Annotated in this window: 21 protein-coding genes; 17 read left to right on the forward strand and 4 right to left on the reverse strand. The window is 65.4% G+C overall.

Annotated features, from left to right (window positions below; translation table 11 throughout):
- Positions 1–183: 183 nt before the first annotated feature.
- A complete protein-coding gene (locus GRI42_RS13030) occupies positions 184–393 on the forward strand; it encodes a cold-shock protein (RefSeq protein ID WP_160608896.1) in 210 nt (69 codons plus the stop codon).
- Positions 394–528: 135 nt separating this feature from the next.
- Here the strand turns inward: GRI42_RS13030 and GRI42_RS14105 are convergent, their stop codons facing one another.
- Together GRI42_RS14105 and GRI42_RS13035 are read right to left on the reverse strand one after the other, a co-directional pair.
- Positions 529–660 (reverse strand): hypothetical protein, encoded by a 132-nt coding sequence (locus GRI42_RS14105; RefSeq protein WP_267904394.1) that lies wholly within the window; start codon positions 658–660, stop codon positions 529–531.
- 94 nt (positions 661–754) lie between these two features.
- The gene (locus GRI42_RS13035) at positions 755–1,213 is read right to left on the reverse strand and encodes a YaiI/YqxD family protein (RefSeq protein ID WP_160608897.1); all 459 of its coding nucleotides are present in this window, start codon (positions 1,211–1,213) and stop codon (positions 755–757) included.
- A 75-nt stretch (positions 1,214–1,288) separates the two neighbouring features.
- On the opposite strand from GRI42_RS13035, the gene GRI42_RS13040 reads away from it, so the two are divergent.
- From GRI42_RS13040 to GRI42_RS13085, 11 genes are all read left to right on the forward strand, one after another.
- Positions 1,289–1,573 (forward strand): hypothetical protein, encoded by a 285-nt coding sequence (locus GRI42_RS13040; RefSeq protein ID WP_160608898.1) that lies wholly within the window; start codon positions 1,289–1,291, stop codon positions 1,571–1,573.
- A gap of 207 nt (positions 1,574–1,780) precedes the next feature.
- Positions 1,781–1,993, forward strand: a complete 213-nt coding sequence (locus tag GRI42_RS13045) for a cold-shock protein (RefSeq protein ID WP_160608899.1) — start codon at positions 1,781–1,783, stop codon at positions 1,991–1,993.
- Positions 1,994–2,087: 94 nt separating this feature from the next.
- Complete coding sequence (locus GRI42_RS13875; RefSeq protein WP_170289995.1) at positions 2,088–2,321, forward strand: hypothetical protein; 234 nt, start codon at positions 2,088–2,090, stop codon at positions 2,319–2,321.
- Between the two features lie 297 nt (positions 2,322–2,618).
- The gene (locus GRI42_RS13050; RefSeq protein ID WP_160608900.1) at positions 2,619–3,092 is read left to right on the forward strand and encodes a RidA family protein; all 474 of its coding nucleotides are present in this window, start codon (positions 2,619–2,621) and stop codon (positions 3,090–3,092) included.
- A 3-nt stretch (positions 3,093–3,095) separates the two neighbouring features.
- Entirely contained in the window at positions 3,096–3,551 is a 456-nt protein-coding gene (locus GRI42_RS13055; protein ID WP_160608901.1) for a RidA family protein, read from the forward strand.
- A gap of 12 nt (positions 3,552–3,563) precedes the next feature.
- A complete protein-coding gene (locus GRI42_RS13060; RefSeq protein ID WP_160608902.1) occupies positions 3,564–4,181 on the forward strand; it encodes a hypothetical protein in 618 nt (205 codons plus the stop codon).
- On the forward strand, positions 4,171–4,575 hold the full coding sequence (locus GRI42_RS13065; protein ID WP_160608903.1) for a nuclear transport factor 2 family protein: 405 nt from the start codon (positions 4,171–4,173) through the stop codon (positions 4,573–4,575). The genes GRI42_RS13060 and GRI42_RS13065 overlap by 11 nt, the downstream gene beginning before the upstream one ends.
- A 100-nt stretch (positions 4,576–4,675) precedes the next feature.
- The gene (locus GRI42_RS13070) at positions 4,676–5,020 is read left to right on the forward strand and encodes an HPF/RaiA family ribosome-associated protein (RefSeq protein ID WP_160608904.1); all 345 of its coding nucleotides are present in this window, start codon (positions 4,676–4,678) and stop codon (positions 5,018–5,020) included.
- Between the two features lie 34 nt (positions 5,021–5,054).
- On the forward strand, positions 5,055–5,399 hold the full coding sequence (locus tag GRI42_RS13075) for a hypothetical protein (RefSeq protein WP_160608905.1): 345 nt from the start codon (positions 5,055–5,057) through the stop codon (positions 5,397–5,399).
- Between the two features lie 157 nt (positions 5,400–5,556).
- Positions 5,557–6,135 carry a fasciclin domain-containing protein gene (locus tag GRI42_RS13080; protein ID WP_160608906.1) on the forward strand — a complete coding sequence of 193 codons (579 nt, stop codon included), beginning with the start codon at positions 5,557–5,559 and terminating at the stop codon, positions 6,133–6,135.
- Positions 6,136–6,247: 112 nt separating this feature from the next.
- Positions 6,248–6,655 (forward strand): hypothetical protein, encoded by a 408-nt coding sequence (locus GRI42_RS13085; protein ID WP_234033953.1) that lies wholly within the window; start codon positions 6,248–6,250, stop codon positions 6,653–6,655.
- Between the two features lie 3 nt (positions 6,656–6,658).
- Here GRI42_RS13085 and GRI42_RS13090 read toward each other — a convergent pair whose 3' ends face one another.
- Positions 6,659–7,204: a hypothetical protein gene (locus tag GRI42_RS13090; protein ID WP_160608908.1), complete on the reverse strand. Its 546-nt coding sequence runs from the start codon at positions 7,202–7,204 to the stop codon at positions 6,659–6,661.
- Between the two features lie 188 nt (positions 7,205–7,392).
- On the opposite strand from GRI42_RS13090, the gene GRI42_RS13095 reads away from it, so the two are divergent.
- The 4 genes from GRI42_RS13095 (at position 7,393) to GRI42_RS13110 (ending at position 10,209) form a co-directional block, all read left to right on the forward strand.
- Complete coding sequence (locus GRI42_RS13095) at positions 7,393–8,289, forward strand: hypothetical protein (protein WP_160608909.1); 897 nt, start codon at positions 7,393–7,395, stop codon at positions 8,287–8,289.
- A gap of 81 nt (positions 8,290–8,370) precedes the next feature.
- A complete protein-coding gene (locus GRI42_RS13100) occupies positions 8,371–9,294 on the forward strand; it encodes an alpha/beta hydrolase fold domain-containing protein (RefSeq protein WP_160608910.1) in 924 nt (307 codons plus the stop codon).
- A complete protein-coding gene (locus GRI42_RS13105; protein WP_325065337.1) occupies positions 9,291–9,713 on the forward strand; it encodes a COG3650 family protein in 423 nt (140 codons plus the stop codon). The genes GRI42_RS13100 and GRI42_RS13105 overlap by 4 nt, the downstream gene beginning before the upstream one ends.
- A 40-nt stretch (positions 9,714–9,753) precedes the next feature.
- Entirely contained in the window at positions 9,754–10,209 is a 456-nt protein-coding gene (locus GRI42_RS13110; protein ID WP_234033954.1) for a DUF3429 domain-containing protein, read from the forward strand.
- A 10-nt stretch (positions 10,210–10,219) separates the two neighbouring features.
- Here GRI42_RS13110 and GRI42_RS13115 read toward each other — a convergent pair whose 3' ends face one another.
- Positions 10,220–11,635 (reverse strand): S41 family peptidase, encoded by a 1,416-nt coding sequence (locus GRI42_RS13115; RefSeq protein ID WP_160608912.1) that lies wholly within the window; start codon positions 11,633–11,635, stop codon positions 10,220–10,222.
- Positions 11,636–11,872: 237 nt separating this feature from the next.
- Here GRI42_RS13115 and GRI42_RS13120 point away from each other — a divergent pair, with 237 nt between their 5' ends.
- Positions 11,873–12,454 carry a YbhB/YbcL family Raf kinase inhibitor-like protein gene (locus tag GRI42_RS13120; RefSeq protein WP_160608913.1) on the forward strand — a complete coding sequence of 194 codons (582 nt, stop codon included), beginning with the start codon at positions 11,873–11,875 and terminating at the stop codon, positions 12,452–12,454.
- The last annotated feature ends 18 nt before the right edge of the window (positions 12,455–12,472 follow it).

Genomic DNA, 12,472 nt, shown 5'->3' on the forward strand with positions numbered 1-12,472 from the left:
CCCAAACGCGCTTCTTTCCTTGTTTGAGAAGCCGCACTCCCCATCTAAGGGATAGCTACCTGTCGTTTCCGACGGTCCTCTTCCCGTTTCCACGGGAACCGCTCCCCCGCCAGCTCTCGCCATTTAGCCCGCGCATTAGCGGTCATTCCTGGCTGCCTGCGCTTTTCGGAAAGAAACAATCCCATGATCCACTATGGAAAAGTCGAGACCTTCGACAGCGAAACACAGCAAGGCACGGTACAGCCCAATGCCGGCGGCAAACCGCTGTCGTTTCGCCGGGTCGACGTTCAGCAGCAAGCTGGAGAACCGCGATGCGAAACGTATTTCGGATATGAAACCTGGACAAAGGACGATGGCGAAACGGTTGCCGTCCACCTGCGCCAGCTTTCCTGACCAGATGCAGGAGACACCCCGGGTCGATACGATCCGGGGTGCCCTCTTCCGCAGATGATCGCCACGGGAGGCCGGGAAGGCGCTCGATCCGGGTCAATCCGGCGCCGGTCGATGGAGGCGCGGGGGGCTAGTTCCTCAGGAGTTACGCATATTCTCCAGCCCCTTGATCGCGCCGGGCTTGATGCTGGGGTTGGAGGCGTTTGTCTTGACTTTTTCCTTCTTGGGTTTGCGGTTCTCGCGGCTTTTCTTCTGCTGGCCCTTGGCCATGGTCTTTTCCAATCGGGGCGGAATGCCCCGCTGCGGTATGGGCCTATTGCAGAGAATAGATAGCGAAACCGTTCCCGACCTTACCTTTGTGGCCTCACCCCCGCCCCATCCTCACCAGCACCCGGTCCAGCGCCTGCAGGAAGTTCGACCGGTCCGCCTTGCTGAACGGCGGCGGGCCGCTTCCCACGCCGTCCATCCCGGCGCGCAGGTCTTCCATGATGGCGCGGGTCGCAATGGCGCTGCCGATGCTGGCGGCGTCGAAAGGCTTGCCGTCGTGACGCAGGACGGTTGCGCCCGCCTTGAGGCAGCGTTCGGCCAGCAATATGTCGGCGGTGATCACCACGCTGCGCGGCCCTGCGTTCTGCGCGATCCAGTCGTCGGCCGCGTCGAACCCGTCCGAGACCACCACGCGCTTCACCCGCTCGCTCACCGGTACGCGGAAGGGGCTGTTGCTTACCACGCGGACATGGGCCTTGTGGCGTTCCGCCACGCGGTAGACCTCCTCCTTCACCGGGCAGGCATCGGCATCGACGAGTATGATGGGCGTGGTCATGCTGCGATCGCTAGCCCAAAAGCATGGGCCGGGAAAACTTTCCTACACCCCTCCATCCGTGCCTAACCTCGCCGGATGACGCCGCAACCTCCCGCTCGCCAGAAGCCCGACAACACCCGCTGGACGGGCGAGAAGGCTGCCGACTTCCTCAAGCTGCTCGAGCGTTCGGGCAAGGTCGCGCCGTGTGCGCGGGCGGTGGGGATGAGCCGGCAGGCTGCCTATCGCCTGCGCGCGCGGGCGCCGCGCTTTGCGCTGATGTGGGACCAGGCGATGGAGGTCGCGGCCAGCCGCAAGGCCTCCTCGCGCCGCCGCCGCTATGTCCACCCGCTGCTGGCGCGCGAAACCGATAGCGTTAGGTGATCGGCCCCAGCCGTGCTACTGCGCCCTCGCTGACGTCGAAATTTGCGACGGACTTCGGCTTTTGACGACGCCGCTTGCCACCTCTCTTGCGATTGGCTGGCCCCGGCGAAAACCAGACGACGACTTCCTTTCTTCGGACGATTTGATGCACGACCACGCCGCATGTCGCGGCGGGGCAACCACATGCGTTCTTGAAAGGAACCCATCATGAGCAAGACTGGCACAGTCAAATTCTTCAACACCGACAAGGGCTATGGCTTCATCCAGCCCGACGACGGTTCGAGCGACAGCTTCGTCCACATCAGCGCCGTCCAGGCTGCCGGCATGACGACGCTCGATAAGGAACAGCGCCTCAATTACGAGGTCGAGGCCGGCCGCAACGGCAAGGAAAGCGCCGTCAACCTTTCCGCCGCGGACTAACCGCCCTGCCGAGGTTTCTCCCGCGCGCCACTGCGACACGTTGCGCGGGAGAAACACCCCGTTCCCTACCTGATCCGACCGAGGAAGGCCGCCAATGAGCCAGAGCTACGAGTTCTATTCCGCCCGCGCCCGGGAATCCGCCGTAGAGGCGCAAGACGCCACGCTGGACAACGTTCGTGACCGCGCGCTGCGTGCACAGGCCACGTTCCAGGCGCTTGCCGACCAGGCTCGAGCCGTGACCAGGCGCCGCGAAAAGCTGGAAAGCGAAAAGGCCGCCGCCCGCGCCTCCGCCCGCGCCGCCGCCACTGCGGAAGCCGGCGCGGACTAGGCTTTCCTACACTTCCAGGATCTGCGCTGTTCTGCCGAAATGAGCGCATCTATCCCCCAACCGGACCCGGAAGGCTCACAGCTTTCGCACTCCGCCGGTGACATTTGCCGCGACGCAAGGCGACGCGTCACGCCCTCGTATCGCGACACATTGCCGAGAGGCAGTGACACTGGCCACCCGACAGTGACGTTGCGGGGCTTTTCGTCCCTGGGCCCTGTTCCACCTGTTCCGCCCGCGCTTGACAGTTTCGCCTGCCGCGTCAGTCTCCTTGCGGTCGCGACCACAGGGGAGGTGCCGGTGACACGAACTACAGCATTAGCAGGGGCGCTCGCCGCGCTCGTAATGGCAACTTGCGCGCAGGCGCAGGAGGCGAAGCGCACGCTGATGCCCGAAAGCGACGAGGCGCGCGCCTTCCACGAGGCGGTCGGCTATTCCGATGCGGTCATCCACGGCGACACGGTGATCCTGTCGGGCGTGGTCGCGGTGCCGGTGGAGGGCGACGATGGCATGGAGCCGAGCTTCGTGCGCGTGTTCGACGCTATCGGCCGCACGCTGGAACGGGCAGGGGCGAGCTGGGACGACGTGATCGAGATCGAGACCTTCCACACCGACCTTGCGGGCCAGATCAACGCCTTTGCCGAGGTGAAGAACCGCTACATCAAGGCGCCATTCCCGGCGTGGACGGCGATCGGCATCAGTGCGCTCTACGAACCGACGGCATTGGTCGAGGTCAAGGTGACCGCGCGGCTGCCGCAAGGCGGGGAGGACTGAGCCATGCGCAGCCTCATCGCATTCGCGCTCGCAGCCTTGGCAACGCCCGCGCTGGCGCAGGACGCCGCGCCGCCGGTCTTCACGCCTTCGGAACTGCCCTATCCCTTCTCCAGCGCGGTGCAGGTGGGCGATGTGCTCTACCTGTCCGGCGACATCGGCGCGGACGAGACGGGCCGCGCGGTCGTGCCCGGCGGGATCGAGGCCGAAACGCGCGCCATGTTCGCGCGCATCGGCAAGACGCTGGAGGCGCATGGCCTGGGCTATGCGGACCTGTTCAAGTGCACGGTGATGCTGGCCGACATGAGCGAATGGCCCGCCTTCAATGCGATCTACGCGACCTATTTCGAGAAGGGGCGCTATCCCACGCGCTCCGCCATGGGCGTGAACGGCCTGGCGCTGGGCGCGCGAGTGGAGATGGAATGCTGGGCGTGGAACCCGCAAGAGACTGCGGAGGAGTGATAAGGTCGGGCGATGGAAGAATATCTCCTCTTCTTCGCCCTCGTGCTCGGTGTGAACCTGTTGCCCGCCTTCGGGCCGCCGACCTGGTCGATCATCGCGCTCTATGCCTTCAACAGCGACATGGCGCTGGCCCCGCTCGTGGGCCTCGCGGCGCTGGCGGCGGCGAGCGGACGGTTCCTGCTTGCCCACGCGACGCGGGCCTTGGGGACGCGGTACCTGTCGGCGAAGACCCACGCCAACCTTGCCGCCGCGCGGCAGGCGCTGGAACGGCGGCGTCGGAACAGTCTCCTGGCGCTCGGCCTCTTCGCGCTGTCGCCGGTGCCCTCGGCGCAGCTGTTCGAGGCGGCCGGACTGGCGCGGCTGAAGCTGCTGCCCTTCACGGCGGCGTTCTTTGCAGGTCGCGTGGTGTCCTATACCGTCTACGGCCTGACCGCGCAGGGCATCCGCTCCACCAGCATGGGCGAGGTGCTGCGAGAGGAGCTGTCCAGCCCGCTCGGCATCGCGCTGCAGGTGGCGATGCTGGGCGCGCTGGTCCTGCTGGCGCGGATCGACTGGGGGCGCCGGCTGGGGCTGGAAGGCGAGGGCGGGCCGGAAGCGACATTTACGCAAGGAGAGAGCGATGAGCGATGAAACCGAACGCAACCGTGCCCTTGTCACAAAGGCCTACGACGGACTTGCCAAGGGCGATCCAACCCATTTCACCGCCCTGTTCGCGCCGGACATCGAGTGGCGCGTGATGGGCTCTTCCGCCTGGTCGAAGCACCTGAAGGGGCTGGAGGCGGTCCAGCGGGACCTTGTCGGACCGCTGTTCGCGCGGATCGACGGCCCCTATCTGACCACTGCCGAACTGATCCTTGCCGACGGCGACCGCGTGGCGGTGATAGCCAAGGGCAATGCCGCAACCGTCGACGGCGGGCGCTATGACAACGACTACTGCTTCGTCTTCCGGATGCGTGATGGAAGGATCATGGAGGTGCGCGAGTACATGGACACGATCCTGGCCGACAAGGCTCTCGGACGCTGATCCGGCGAAGCGGTTCGGAGAAGGGGCGAAATCGCTTTGACATTGCCCCGTCGCACCCCATGTCGGAGTAAGAGAACCACAACCGAGAGGAGCACGCACCATGCAGGTCCAGTTCAATTCCGACAGCAGCGTCATGGGCACGGCAAACGTCGCCGAACGCATCGAGACCAAGGTGCGGGACAAGTTGGCGCGGTTCGAGGAACGGCTCACACGGATAGAAATTCACGTCCACGATGAAAACGCGCACAAGCACGGCCATGACGACAAGGCGTGCACGATCGAGGCACGCCCGCGCGGCGGTCGCCCGATCGGCGTGACCGAGGGTGCATCCACGGTGGACGATGCGGCGCGCAAGGCAGCAACGACGCTGGCCCAGCGGCTCGACCGGCATTTCGGCAAGAGCAACCGCCATGGCCATGATCCGCGACCTGAAAAGGTGATGTAGGCGAGAGCAATCGATCGAGGGGGGAGATCGAGGGATGAACTGGGCAAAGCCGCTGCTGGTCGTGGCAGCACTCTACAATATCGTGATCGGGGCCGGATCGCTGTTCGGCCCCGGAGCGCCCGTTGAAACGCGGGTGGTCGGCCTGCTCGTGCTGTGCTTCGGCATCGTTTACGCCGTCGTATCGCGCGATGTGGAGCGGTTCAGGCCGGTCCTGTGGGCAGGCGTGCTCGGCAAGCTTGGCGTCGTGGCGCTGATGGGGCCGGAGGTCGCATCTGGCGTGCAGCCGCCCGCCGTCGGCTGGATCCTTGCAGGAGACGCGCTGTTCATGCTCGCCTTCCTTGCGATCCTGCTCGGAAAAGGCCGCTATTCGACGGCTTGAGCCACTGGACCACGCCCTGCCGCGAGCGAATCCCGCTTCGTCACGATTTTGTGAAATCGCGAAACATCCAAACAGGCGGGGCGTTCGTATCTTGAAGCACCAGCCGGGTGGGCCGGCTGCGAATGTGCTGATTTCACACGCATAAAAGGGTACGAACATGAAAAAGCTGACCATTGCGCTCGCCTCTGCCGCATCGCTCGCGATTGCCGCCTGCAGCGATCCCGTCGAGGAAACCTCACCGGCCGAAGACACTGCGATGGCCGACCAGATGGCCAACGAGACCGCCGCCGCCGGCACGATCGTCGAAGTGGCGCAGGGCAACCCCGATTTCTCGACGCTGGTGAGCGCCGTTACCGCGGCCAATCTCGGCGAAACGCTGTCGGGCGACGGCCCCTACACCGTCTTCGCTCCGACCAACGACGCCTTCGGCAAGATCCCCGAAGCCACGCTGACCGAGCTGACCACGAACGACACCGAAACGCTCGGCAGCATCCTCACCTACCACGTGGTGCAGGGCAATGTTGACGCCGCCACGCTGACCAAGGCGATCGAGGATGCGGGCGAGGCCGGCTACACGATCACCACCGTCAATGGCGGCACGCTGACTGCCAAGGTGGTCGACGGCAACGTCGTCCTGACCGACGCGGCCGGCGGCACCTCGACCGTAACCGCGACCGATGTCGCAGCATCGAACGGCGTAATCCACGTGATCGATACCGTGCTGATGCCGCAGTAAGTATCGGGCTTTCCAATGACGAAGGGCGGTCCCTCGCGGGCCGCCCTTTTTTGCGTCCGGCCTTGTCCGGCGGAAAGCCTGTGGCATGATAGCGGGGCAGTCCACGGGGGGCATGATGAACGAGAGCGAACTCTTCGACGTGATCGAGGGCGTCCACACCATTTACGCGGCGCTTCTCGGCATGGTGATTACCATCAATTTCGCCATGATCGTGGCGGTGTGGACCTTCCTCCACCGCGCCGCGCTCGCGATGAGAGTGGCGGCCTTCGCCTTCTACCTCGTCGGGATGGGCCTCCTCACCGCCATGCTGGTGCAACAGGCGCATATCCGTGACCACGCGCTCAGTTCGCTAAGGAACGTGCCCAACGTGGACCACAGCCATTTCATCGCGCTGTTTCTCTCCACGCAGGACGATGTGTGGTTCCGGGTCGTGTGGATCGCGCAGCACATGGCGCCGGCCTTGCTCGTGCTGGGGGTCGCCTACCTGCTGTTCGCCTGGAAAGGGCGACCGGTCGAGTAGCGCCTATCGCCCCTGCGCGGCGAGCGCGGCGGCGACGTCGATGGTCTTGGCATTGCCGATCGTTTCCTGCTCTGCCGGACGGGGCGCGGGCGGGGGAGCCGGGCGCTCCGCGAGCGTCATGGGCGCTTCGGCCCGCGTGGACGATGGCCGCGGCTGGGGTTCCGGTTGGCTGGTAAACGCGATCAGCGCTTCCTCGCGGGCGAGGCGTACAAGATCCTCCTCGCCATATTCGATAGCGTAGTCCGCAGCCGGCCCGCTGGCCTCGCCGCTTTCGCGCCACCAATGGGCATGCGCCGTGTTGCGCAGGCGACCGCGCAGCGAGAGTTCGGCGACCTCTACCGTGCCTTCGGGCGTCTCGAGAGCGTATTGGTCGGGCGGGCGCTTGGTCGAATGCGCGGCCTGGTCGATCGCCGAAAACGGCTGCGCTTCGGGCAGGCTGTCCTGCGTCTCGCGCTTCAGGATCGGTGCGTCGCCGATCGCTGCGCCGCTGACGGCCCCTGCCACGGCGACCAGAAGGAAGGCTCCGATGATGTGCGGTGCGAACTTCATGCCGGTTGAACGAAAAAGCCCGTGGCGAGGTTCCCTCCGCGTTCTGCGTGGTTAACCGGATCGCGGCTTCATCGCTTGTTTAGGACGCACGGTAAGCGGCGCGCAAAGGTTCCTGCCTAGAGTTAACGCCATGGTGATGTTCCGCAGCTAGGAGAGCCGCGGCATTCGCGAGGACGATGGGGTAGGATATGCATGAACTGGAGCGCCTGTTCGCGGCCGCGGACGGTGAGGCACGCTGGGAAGACGGTCTGCGCGACCTGTTCGAGGCGGGCGATCTCGACAAGGCGCACGATTTGCTCGCGCAGGCCCTTGCTGGTCTCGATACGGACCTTGCGCGCGAATGCCTCGCGATCACGCCGGAACACGTGTCGCTGTCCGGCTGGTCCGAACTGGTCGAGGCCATCGCGCTGCACGAAGGCGAGCCGATTACCGGCGTGACCCTTGCCATCGCGAACGATGCGGACAGCACCTTCGAGAAGGGCCAGATGCACCGGCCCTACATGATGCTCGGCCTCTATTCGGACGAGGGCTATGCGTTCTCGGCCGCCGATGTGCCGGGCCTCATCGCTGAAACACGGCGCGAGGATGGCCCCGCATGGGCCGGCCATGACGAGGATATCGAAGTCTACCTCGATTGCGAGGGACTGGACCTCCTCAACACGCGCCTCCTGTTTCACAAGCAGCGCCATTTCTTCCGCGACGATGCGCCCGGCAGCGCGCCGCGGCGCTATGTCGAATACGTGGTCGCCTGCTGGTGGCGGGCTCTGCTGTTCCAGCAGGCGGTTGCCAGCGAATGCGCCATCCACGGGCTTCCCGGCGGGATCCCGGTGATTGCAGGGATGGTCGACCTGCGGCCCGATGTCGTCTGCGTGCACGGTATCGGTGCCCGCAACCCGGCAGCGGACCGCGAGAGCGAGGAAGCCACCGGGCTGGCGGAGATCATCCCAGCCAATTTCATCGCCCGCCGCACTGTCGAGGACGTAAAGGAATTCACCGGCGCTGACCTGCGCCGCAAGGTCGCCGAAACCGGGCAAGAGGACGAGCCGGTGAAGCGCGGCTTCGTAGCGCGCCTCTTCGGCCGCTGAGGCGGAACCTGCAAACACACTTGGAAAGCATGACCACGCTGCGCTAGCGTCCGCTTCTCGATTGCGGGGAGAGGATGAGAGATGATCAGCCTGCGTGCACGCCTTGCCGAACTTGCCTTGCCGCTGCTCGGCATCAAGCGGTTCTTTTCCCAGCTCGACCGCATGGACGAGCGCCTTGCCAAGATGCGCCAGGCGAAATCGCCGCGCCCCGCTGCCAAGTGGCAAAAGCGGTTCCGCATCGAGGAGGACACTTCGCGCAGCTACCCGCTGGTGACGCTGACGCCCCTGGGCGGAGCGAAGCCGCATGCGCCGCACCTGCTCTATTTTCACGGGGGCGGTTACGTCATGGATATCGCCGCGCTGCACTGGGAGGCCATTGCCTCGCTCTGCGACCGGCTCGGCGCTTCGGCCAGCGTGCCGATCTACCCGCTGGCCCCCGAAGTGACGGTGACCACCACGCTGCCCGCCATGCGCGCCCTCTATGACGAGCTGGCGGGGGAATTGGGCGCCGAAAACATTGCTGTCGGAGGCGACAGTGCCGGCGGGGGCATGGCGCTGGCGCTGGTGCAGGACCTCAAGCGGGACGGCCGGCCATTGCCCGGCAGCCTTGTCCTATTCTCCCCTTGGCTGGACGCTACCGCGTCGGGCGAGGGGATGGATGCCATCGAGCCGCGCGACAAGATGCTGGCACCCTCGGGGCTGGAAGCCTGCGGGGTGCGCTATGCGGGCGGCCTGCCGCTCGACGATCCACGGCTGAGCCCGCTGTTCGGCGATCTCTCCGGCCTGCCGCCTGTGGCCGTATTTGCCGGGACCTCCGATATCCTCGTCTCCGATGCGCGGCGCTTGCGCGAAAAGCTGGGCTCGCTGGGCGAGCCGCCGGCAGTCTACCGCGAGGCGGAGCGGATGCAGCACGTCTGGATGCTGTTGCCGATCCCCGAAGGGCGTGCCGCGCTGGACGAGACGGCGGCCTTCCTGCGCCATGTCCATGTGAAGGATGCCCTGTGAAACTCGCAGCGACCCTGATGCCGTTCCTCCTGCTCGGCGCCTGCAACGGGGCGGAGCAGGGCAATCCGGTGCAGACCGAGGCATTCGACGGCATTGCCGCGAGCGAGACGGTATACCTGACCGGCACCGAACCGTTCTGGAGCGCGGAGCTCGCCAATGGCGAAGCCGTCTACAAGACGCCGGAGAACATCGACGGGCTGCGGTTCCCGACCAGCCGGTTTGCGGGCCTCAACGGGGTGGCCTTTTCCGGCATGGCGGACGGGCAGCGGTTCGATGCGACCGTGACGCCGGGCGAATGTTCTGACGGGATGAGCGACCGGACCTATCCCTTCACCGTCACGCTCCTGCTTGGCGAAGAGCAGCGCACGGGCTGCGCGTGGACGGACCTCCAGCCCTATTCGGGACCTGAAACACCCTGACGCGGTTTAAGGCGCGAAGGTTCGTTCGCAGCGGAGGGTAATGATGAGAGAGATTCCCGGTCTTGCACGGGTGCTCGGCCTGTCGGGCCTCTTGCCTCAGGCGGCCTGCCTGTTCGCGCTGCTGTTCGGCCCGCCCGAATGGCGCGAACCGGCGCTGCGTATCGCGGCAATCTACGCGGCCCTCATCCTCAGCTTCCTCGGAGGTTTGTGGTGGGGCATTGCCGCAGGCGCGCCGGCCGCCGAACGGCGCAGGGCGCTGGGCTGGCTGTGGATCGCCGCTGTCACGCCGAGCCTGGTGGCGCTCGCCTGCTTCCTGCCATGGGCATTCGGCGGGCGCTGGCCGGAACCCTCGCTGGTCATGCTCGGCGCAGCCCTGCTGATCAGCCTCGGCGTCGATGCGCGCCTCGGTTCGCTTGCACCGCGCTGGTGGATGGCGCTGCGTGTCCCGCTGTCGGTGGGGCTGGGGGCGATGACCATAGCCATCGCCCTGACCTAGTCAGGCGCGATCAGAAGATACCCGGCACGTCGCGCTGTGCGGCAGTCGGCCAGGCCGGCTGCAGCAGTTCCTTTCGCGTGCCGACCGACTGGACCGACGGATCCGAACCGCTACCGGCGATCGCCGTACAGCTGCGGCCTGCAAGGAAGTCGAGCGCCACGCTGATCGAAGCCTCGCTCGGGTCGCTGAAGGATTTGAAGATACCGTCGTCCGCGCGGCAGGTGGCGTCCATCACCCCGGCAAGGCCGCTGAAGTATTCGCCATTGCCGGCCGAGTTGACGGTCTTGAACGTCACAGCGCGCAGGCGGTCATCGCAGGCCGAACGGTCGAACGCATACTGTCCGACCGGCTTGCCGTAGGTGTTGGTGCCGATCAGCGCGAGATTTCCGCCGAGGTAGGGAATGAACGAGTTGGTGACCAGTTCGCTCGCCGAAGCAGTGCCCGCGCGGCCGATGACGGCGATCTTGGTCGCGGCAATCTGTTCGGCCTGGTTCTGGAACAGGGCGGTCGAATTCTCCGACGACTTGGAATCGCGCAGCACCGTGCGCGAGAACACCTGGCCCTCGCGCCCGTCGGCCATGAGGTCGCCGAGGAGCTCGGCCACCGAGACGAGGCCGCCGCCATTGTAGCGAAGGTCGAGGATGACCTTGGTGATGCCTCGATCGCGGAACTGCTGGAATGCGGCGCGCAGCTGCGGGCCGGCATCGGACACGATAAAGGTGCGCAGGTTGACGTAGCCGACCTCGCCCGTGCCGTCGTTGAGGATCTGGACGCCGTAGCGGTCCGAGATCGGGTCGAGCGCATATTCGGTCTTGGTAACCGATACGGTCTGTTCGACGGAGCCATTGCGGATGACGAAGGTCCGCGTCACGCCCGGGTCGGACGGCCCCAGCGCCTGACTGACTGCCGACGGTCCGCCGGATGCCATCAGGGATGCGACCGACTGGCCGTTGATCGAGATGATCTCCGTCCCGCGATCGAAGCCTGCGGGGAAGGCCGGACCGGTTTCGAAGGATTCCGCGACGTAGACCCGGTTCGCGCCGGTGTCGTAGATCAGGCGGATACCGAAGCCGGCGTTCGAACCGTTGTTGATCAGGTCGTTCTCTTCCTTGATCGAGGTCAGGTAGGTGAAGAAGCGGTCCTTGTTCTGCGCACGGGCCGGCGCAACCAGCGCGTCGATATAGCTCTGGACGTCCGAATAGTTCGCCTTGTTGACGCTGGTGTCGAGCAGGTCTGGGAACAGGTACCATTCGTTGAGTACGCCGCGGACCCAGTCCTGCCGGGCCGATAGCGAGCAGGTGTCCGTACCGCCTCCGGAAGGCGGCGGGGTCGGCGTACCGCCGCCACCGCTGGGGCTGTCCCCGCCGCCGCATGCGGCAAGCGAGACGGCAAGTACCGAAGAGATGATGGCGCGACCCATGGACATGCGAAAAATTCCTCCCAGAACGACCCGAATTCGGTCCGTATTTGCAACTGCAAACTGCGCAATTAACCCCTGCTGAGCAAGACCGCCGCGCGAGTTATCGTCTTTCGGGGGAAAACAGGGGCGTTTTCGCCTGAAAACAGTGCAAATTAGCGCCTGTGTAGTGGCCTTTGCTCCGTCGGTGTGCCTAGTCTTTGTCCTCGATATGCGAATTTGGCAGTAGAAGACGGAGTTGAGGTTGTGAGTACGGGCGTGCCCGCATGGATCCAGCAGGCGATCGGCAACGGCGAAGTAAAGGCCGGACTGACCGCTGCTTTGGTGGCCGAGGAGAAAGCTCTCGGCCGCGGCGGCTTCACCCTGTCCAGCCCGGCTTTCCGCCATGGCGGCGAACTCGACCCCAGCTTCACGGCTTGCGAGGACGATGCCGTCGCACCGCCGCTCGAATGGACCGCACCGCCTCCCGGCACGCAGGAACTCGTGCTGGTGGTCGAGGACGTGGAACGCGGCGACGTGCACTGGCTCGTCTGGGGCCTGCCCGGGCAGAAGGGCGCGCTCTTCGAAGGCGAGGTGCCGCCGCGCACCGGCAAGAATGCTCGCGGCAATTCGGAATGGCTGCTGCCCGACCCGCCTGTGGGGGTGGAGCATCGTTACGCCTTCCAGCTTTTCGCACTGGACCTGCCGCTGACGCTGATGCCCGGCGCCACGCATGCAGATCTGGTCAGGAACATGGAAAACCATGTCACCGCACTCGCGATCCTCAGTGCCCGGTTCGAAGGTCACGAGGTCGAGGAATGGGATGCCGAGGATGAATTCGACATCTGATAATACCAAGCATAGCCA

The sequence above is a fragment of the Qipengyuania gaetbuli genome, from assembly GCF_009827315.1.
Taxonomy (GTDB): Bacteria; Pseudomonadota; Alphaproteobacteria; order Sphingomonadales; family Sphingomonadaceae; genus Qipengyuania; species Qipengyuania gaetbuli.

Bases quoted from the DNA above. Each gene is read 5' to 3' on its own strand.
- GRI42_RS13030 (WP_160608896.1), top strand. From the start codon at position 184: ATGATCCACTATGGAAAAGTCGAGACCTTCGACAGCGAAACACAGCAA.
- GRI42_RS14105 (WP_267904394.1), bottom strand. From the start codon at position 660: ATGGCCAAGGGCCAGCAGAAGAAAAGCCGCGAGAACCGCAAACCCAAG.
- GRI42_RS13035 (WP_160608897.1), bottom strand. From the start codon at position 1,213: ATGACCACGCCCATCATACTCGTCGATGCCGATGCCTGCCCGGTGAAG.
- GRI42_RS13040 (WP_160608898.1), top strand. From the start codon at position 1,289: ATGACGCCGCAACCTCCCGCTCGCCAGAAGCCCGACAACACCCGCTGG.
- GRI42_RS13045 (WP_160608899.1), top strand. From the start codon at position 1,781: ATGAGCAAGACTGGCACAGTCAAATTCTTCAACACCGACAAGGGCTAT.
- GRI42_RS13875 (WP_170289995.1), top strand. From the start codon at position 2,088: ATGAGCCAGAGCTACGAGTTCTATTCCGCCCGCGCCCGGGAATCCGCC.
- GRI42_RS13055 (WP_160608901.1), top strand. From the start codon at position 3,096: ATGCGCAGCCTCATCGCATTCGCGCTCGCAGCCTTGGCAACGCCCGCG.
- GRI42_RS13060 (WP_160608902.1), top strand. From the start codon at position 3,564: ATGGAAGAATATCTCCTCTTCTTCGCCCTCGTGCTCGGTGTGAACCTG.
- GRI42_RS13065 (WP_160608903.1), top strand. From the start codon at position 4,171: ATGAGCGATGAAACCGAACGCAACCGTGCCCTTGTCACAAAGGCCTAC.
- GRI42_RS13070 (WP_160608904.1), top strand. From the start codon at position 4,676: ATGCAGGTCCAGTTCAATTCCGACAGCAGCGTCATGGGCACGGCAAAC.
- GRI42_RS13075 (WP_160608905.1), top strand. From the start codon at position 5,055: ATGAACTGGGCAAAGCCGCTGCTGGTCGTGGCAGCACTCTACAATATC.
- GRI42_RS13080 (WP_160608906.1), top strand. From the start codon at position 5,557: ATGAAAAAGCTGACCATTGCGCTCGCCTCTGCCGCATCGCTCGCGATT.
- GRI42_RS13085 (WP_234033953.1), top strand. From the start codon at position 6,248: ATGATGAACGAGAGCGAACTCTTCGACGTGATCGAGGGCGTCCACACC.
- GRI42_RS13090 (WP_160608908.1), bottom strand. From the start codon at position 7,204: ATGAAGTTCGCACCGCACATCATCGGAGCCTTCCTTCTGGTCGCCGTG.
- GRI42_RS13095 (WP_160608909.1), top strand. From the start codon at position 7,393: ATGCATGAACTGGAGCGCCTGTTCGCGGCCGCGGACGGTGAGGCACGC.
- GRI42_RS13100 (WP_160608910.1), top strand. From the start codon at position 8,371: ATGATCAGCCTGCGTGCACGCCTTGCCGAACTTGCCTTGCCGCTGCTC.
- GRI42_RS13110 (WP_234033954.1), top strand. From the start codon at position 9,754: ATGATGAGAGAGATTCCCGGTCTTGCACGGGTGCTCGGCCTGTCGGGC.
- GRI42_RS13115 (WP_160608912.1), bottom strand. From the start codon at position 11,635: ATGTCCATGGGTCGCGCCATCATCTCTTCGGTACTTGCCGTCTCGCTT.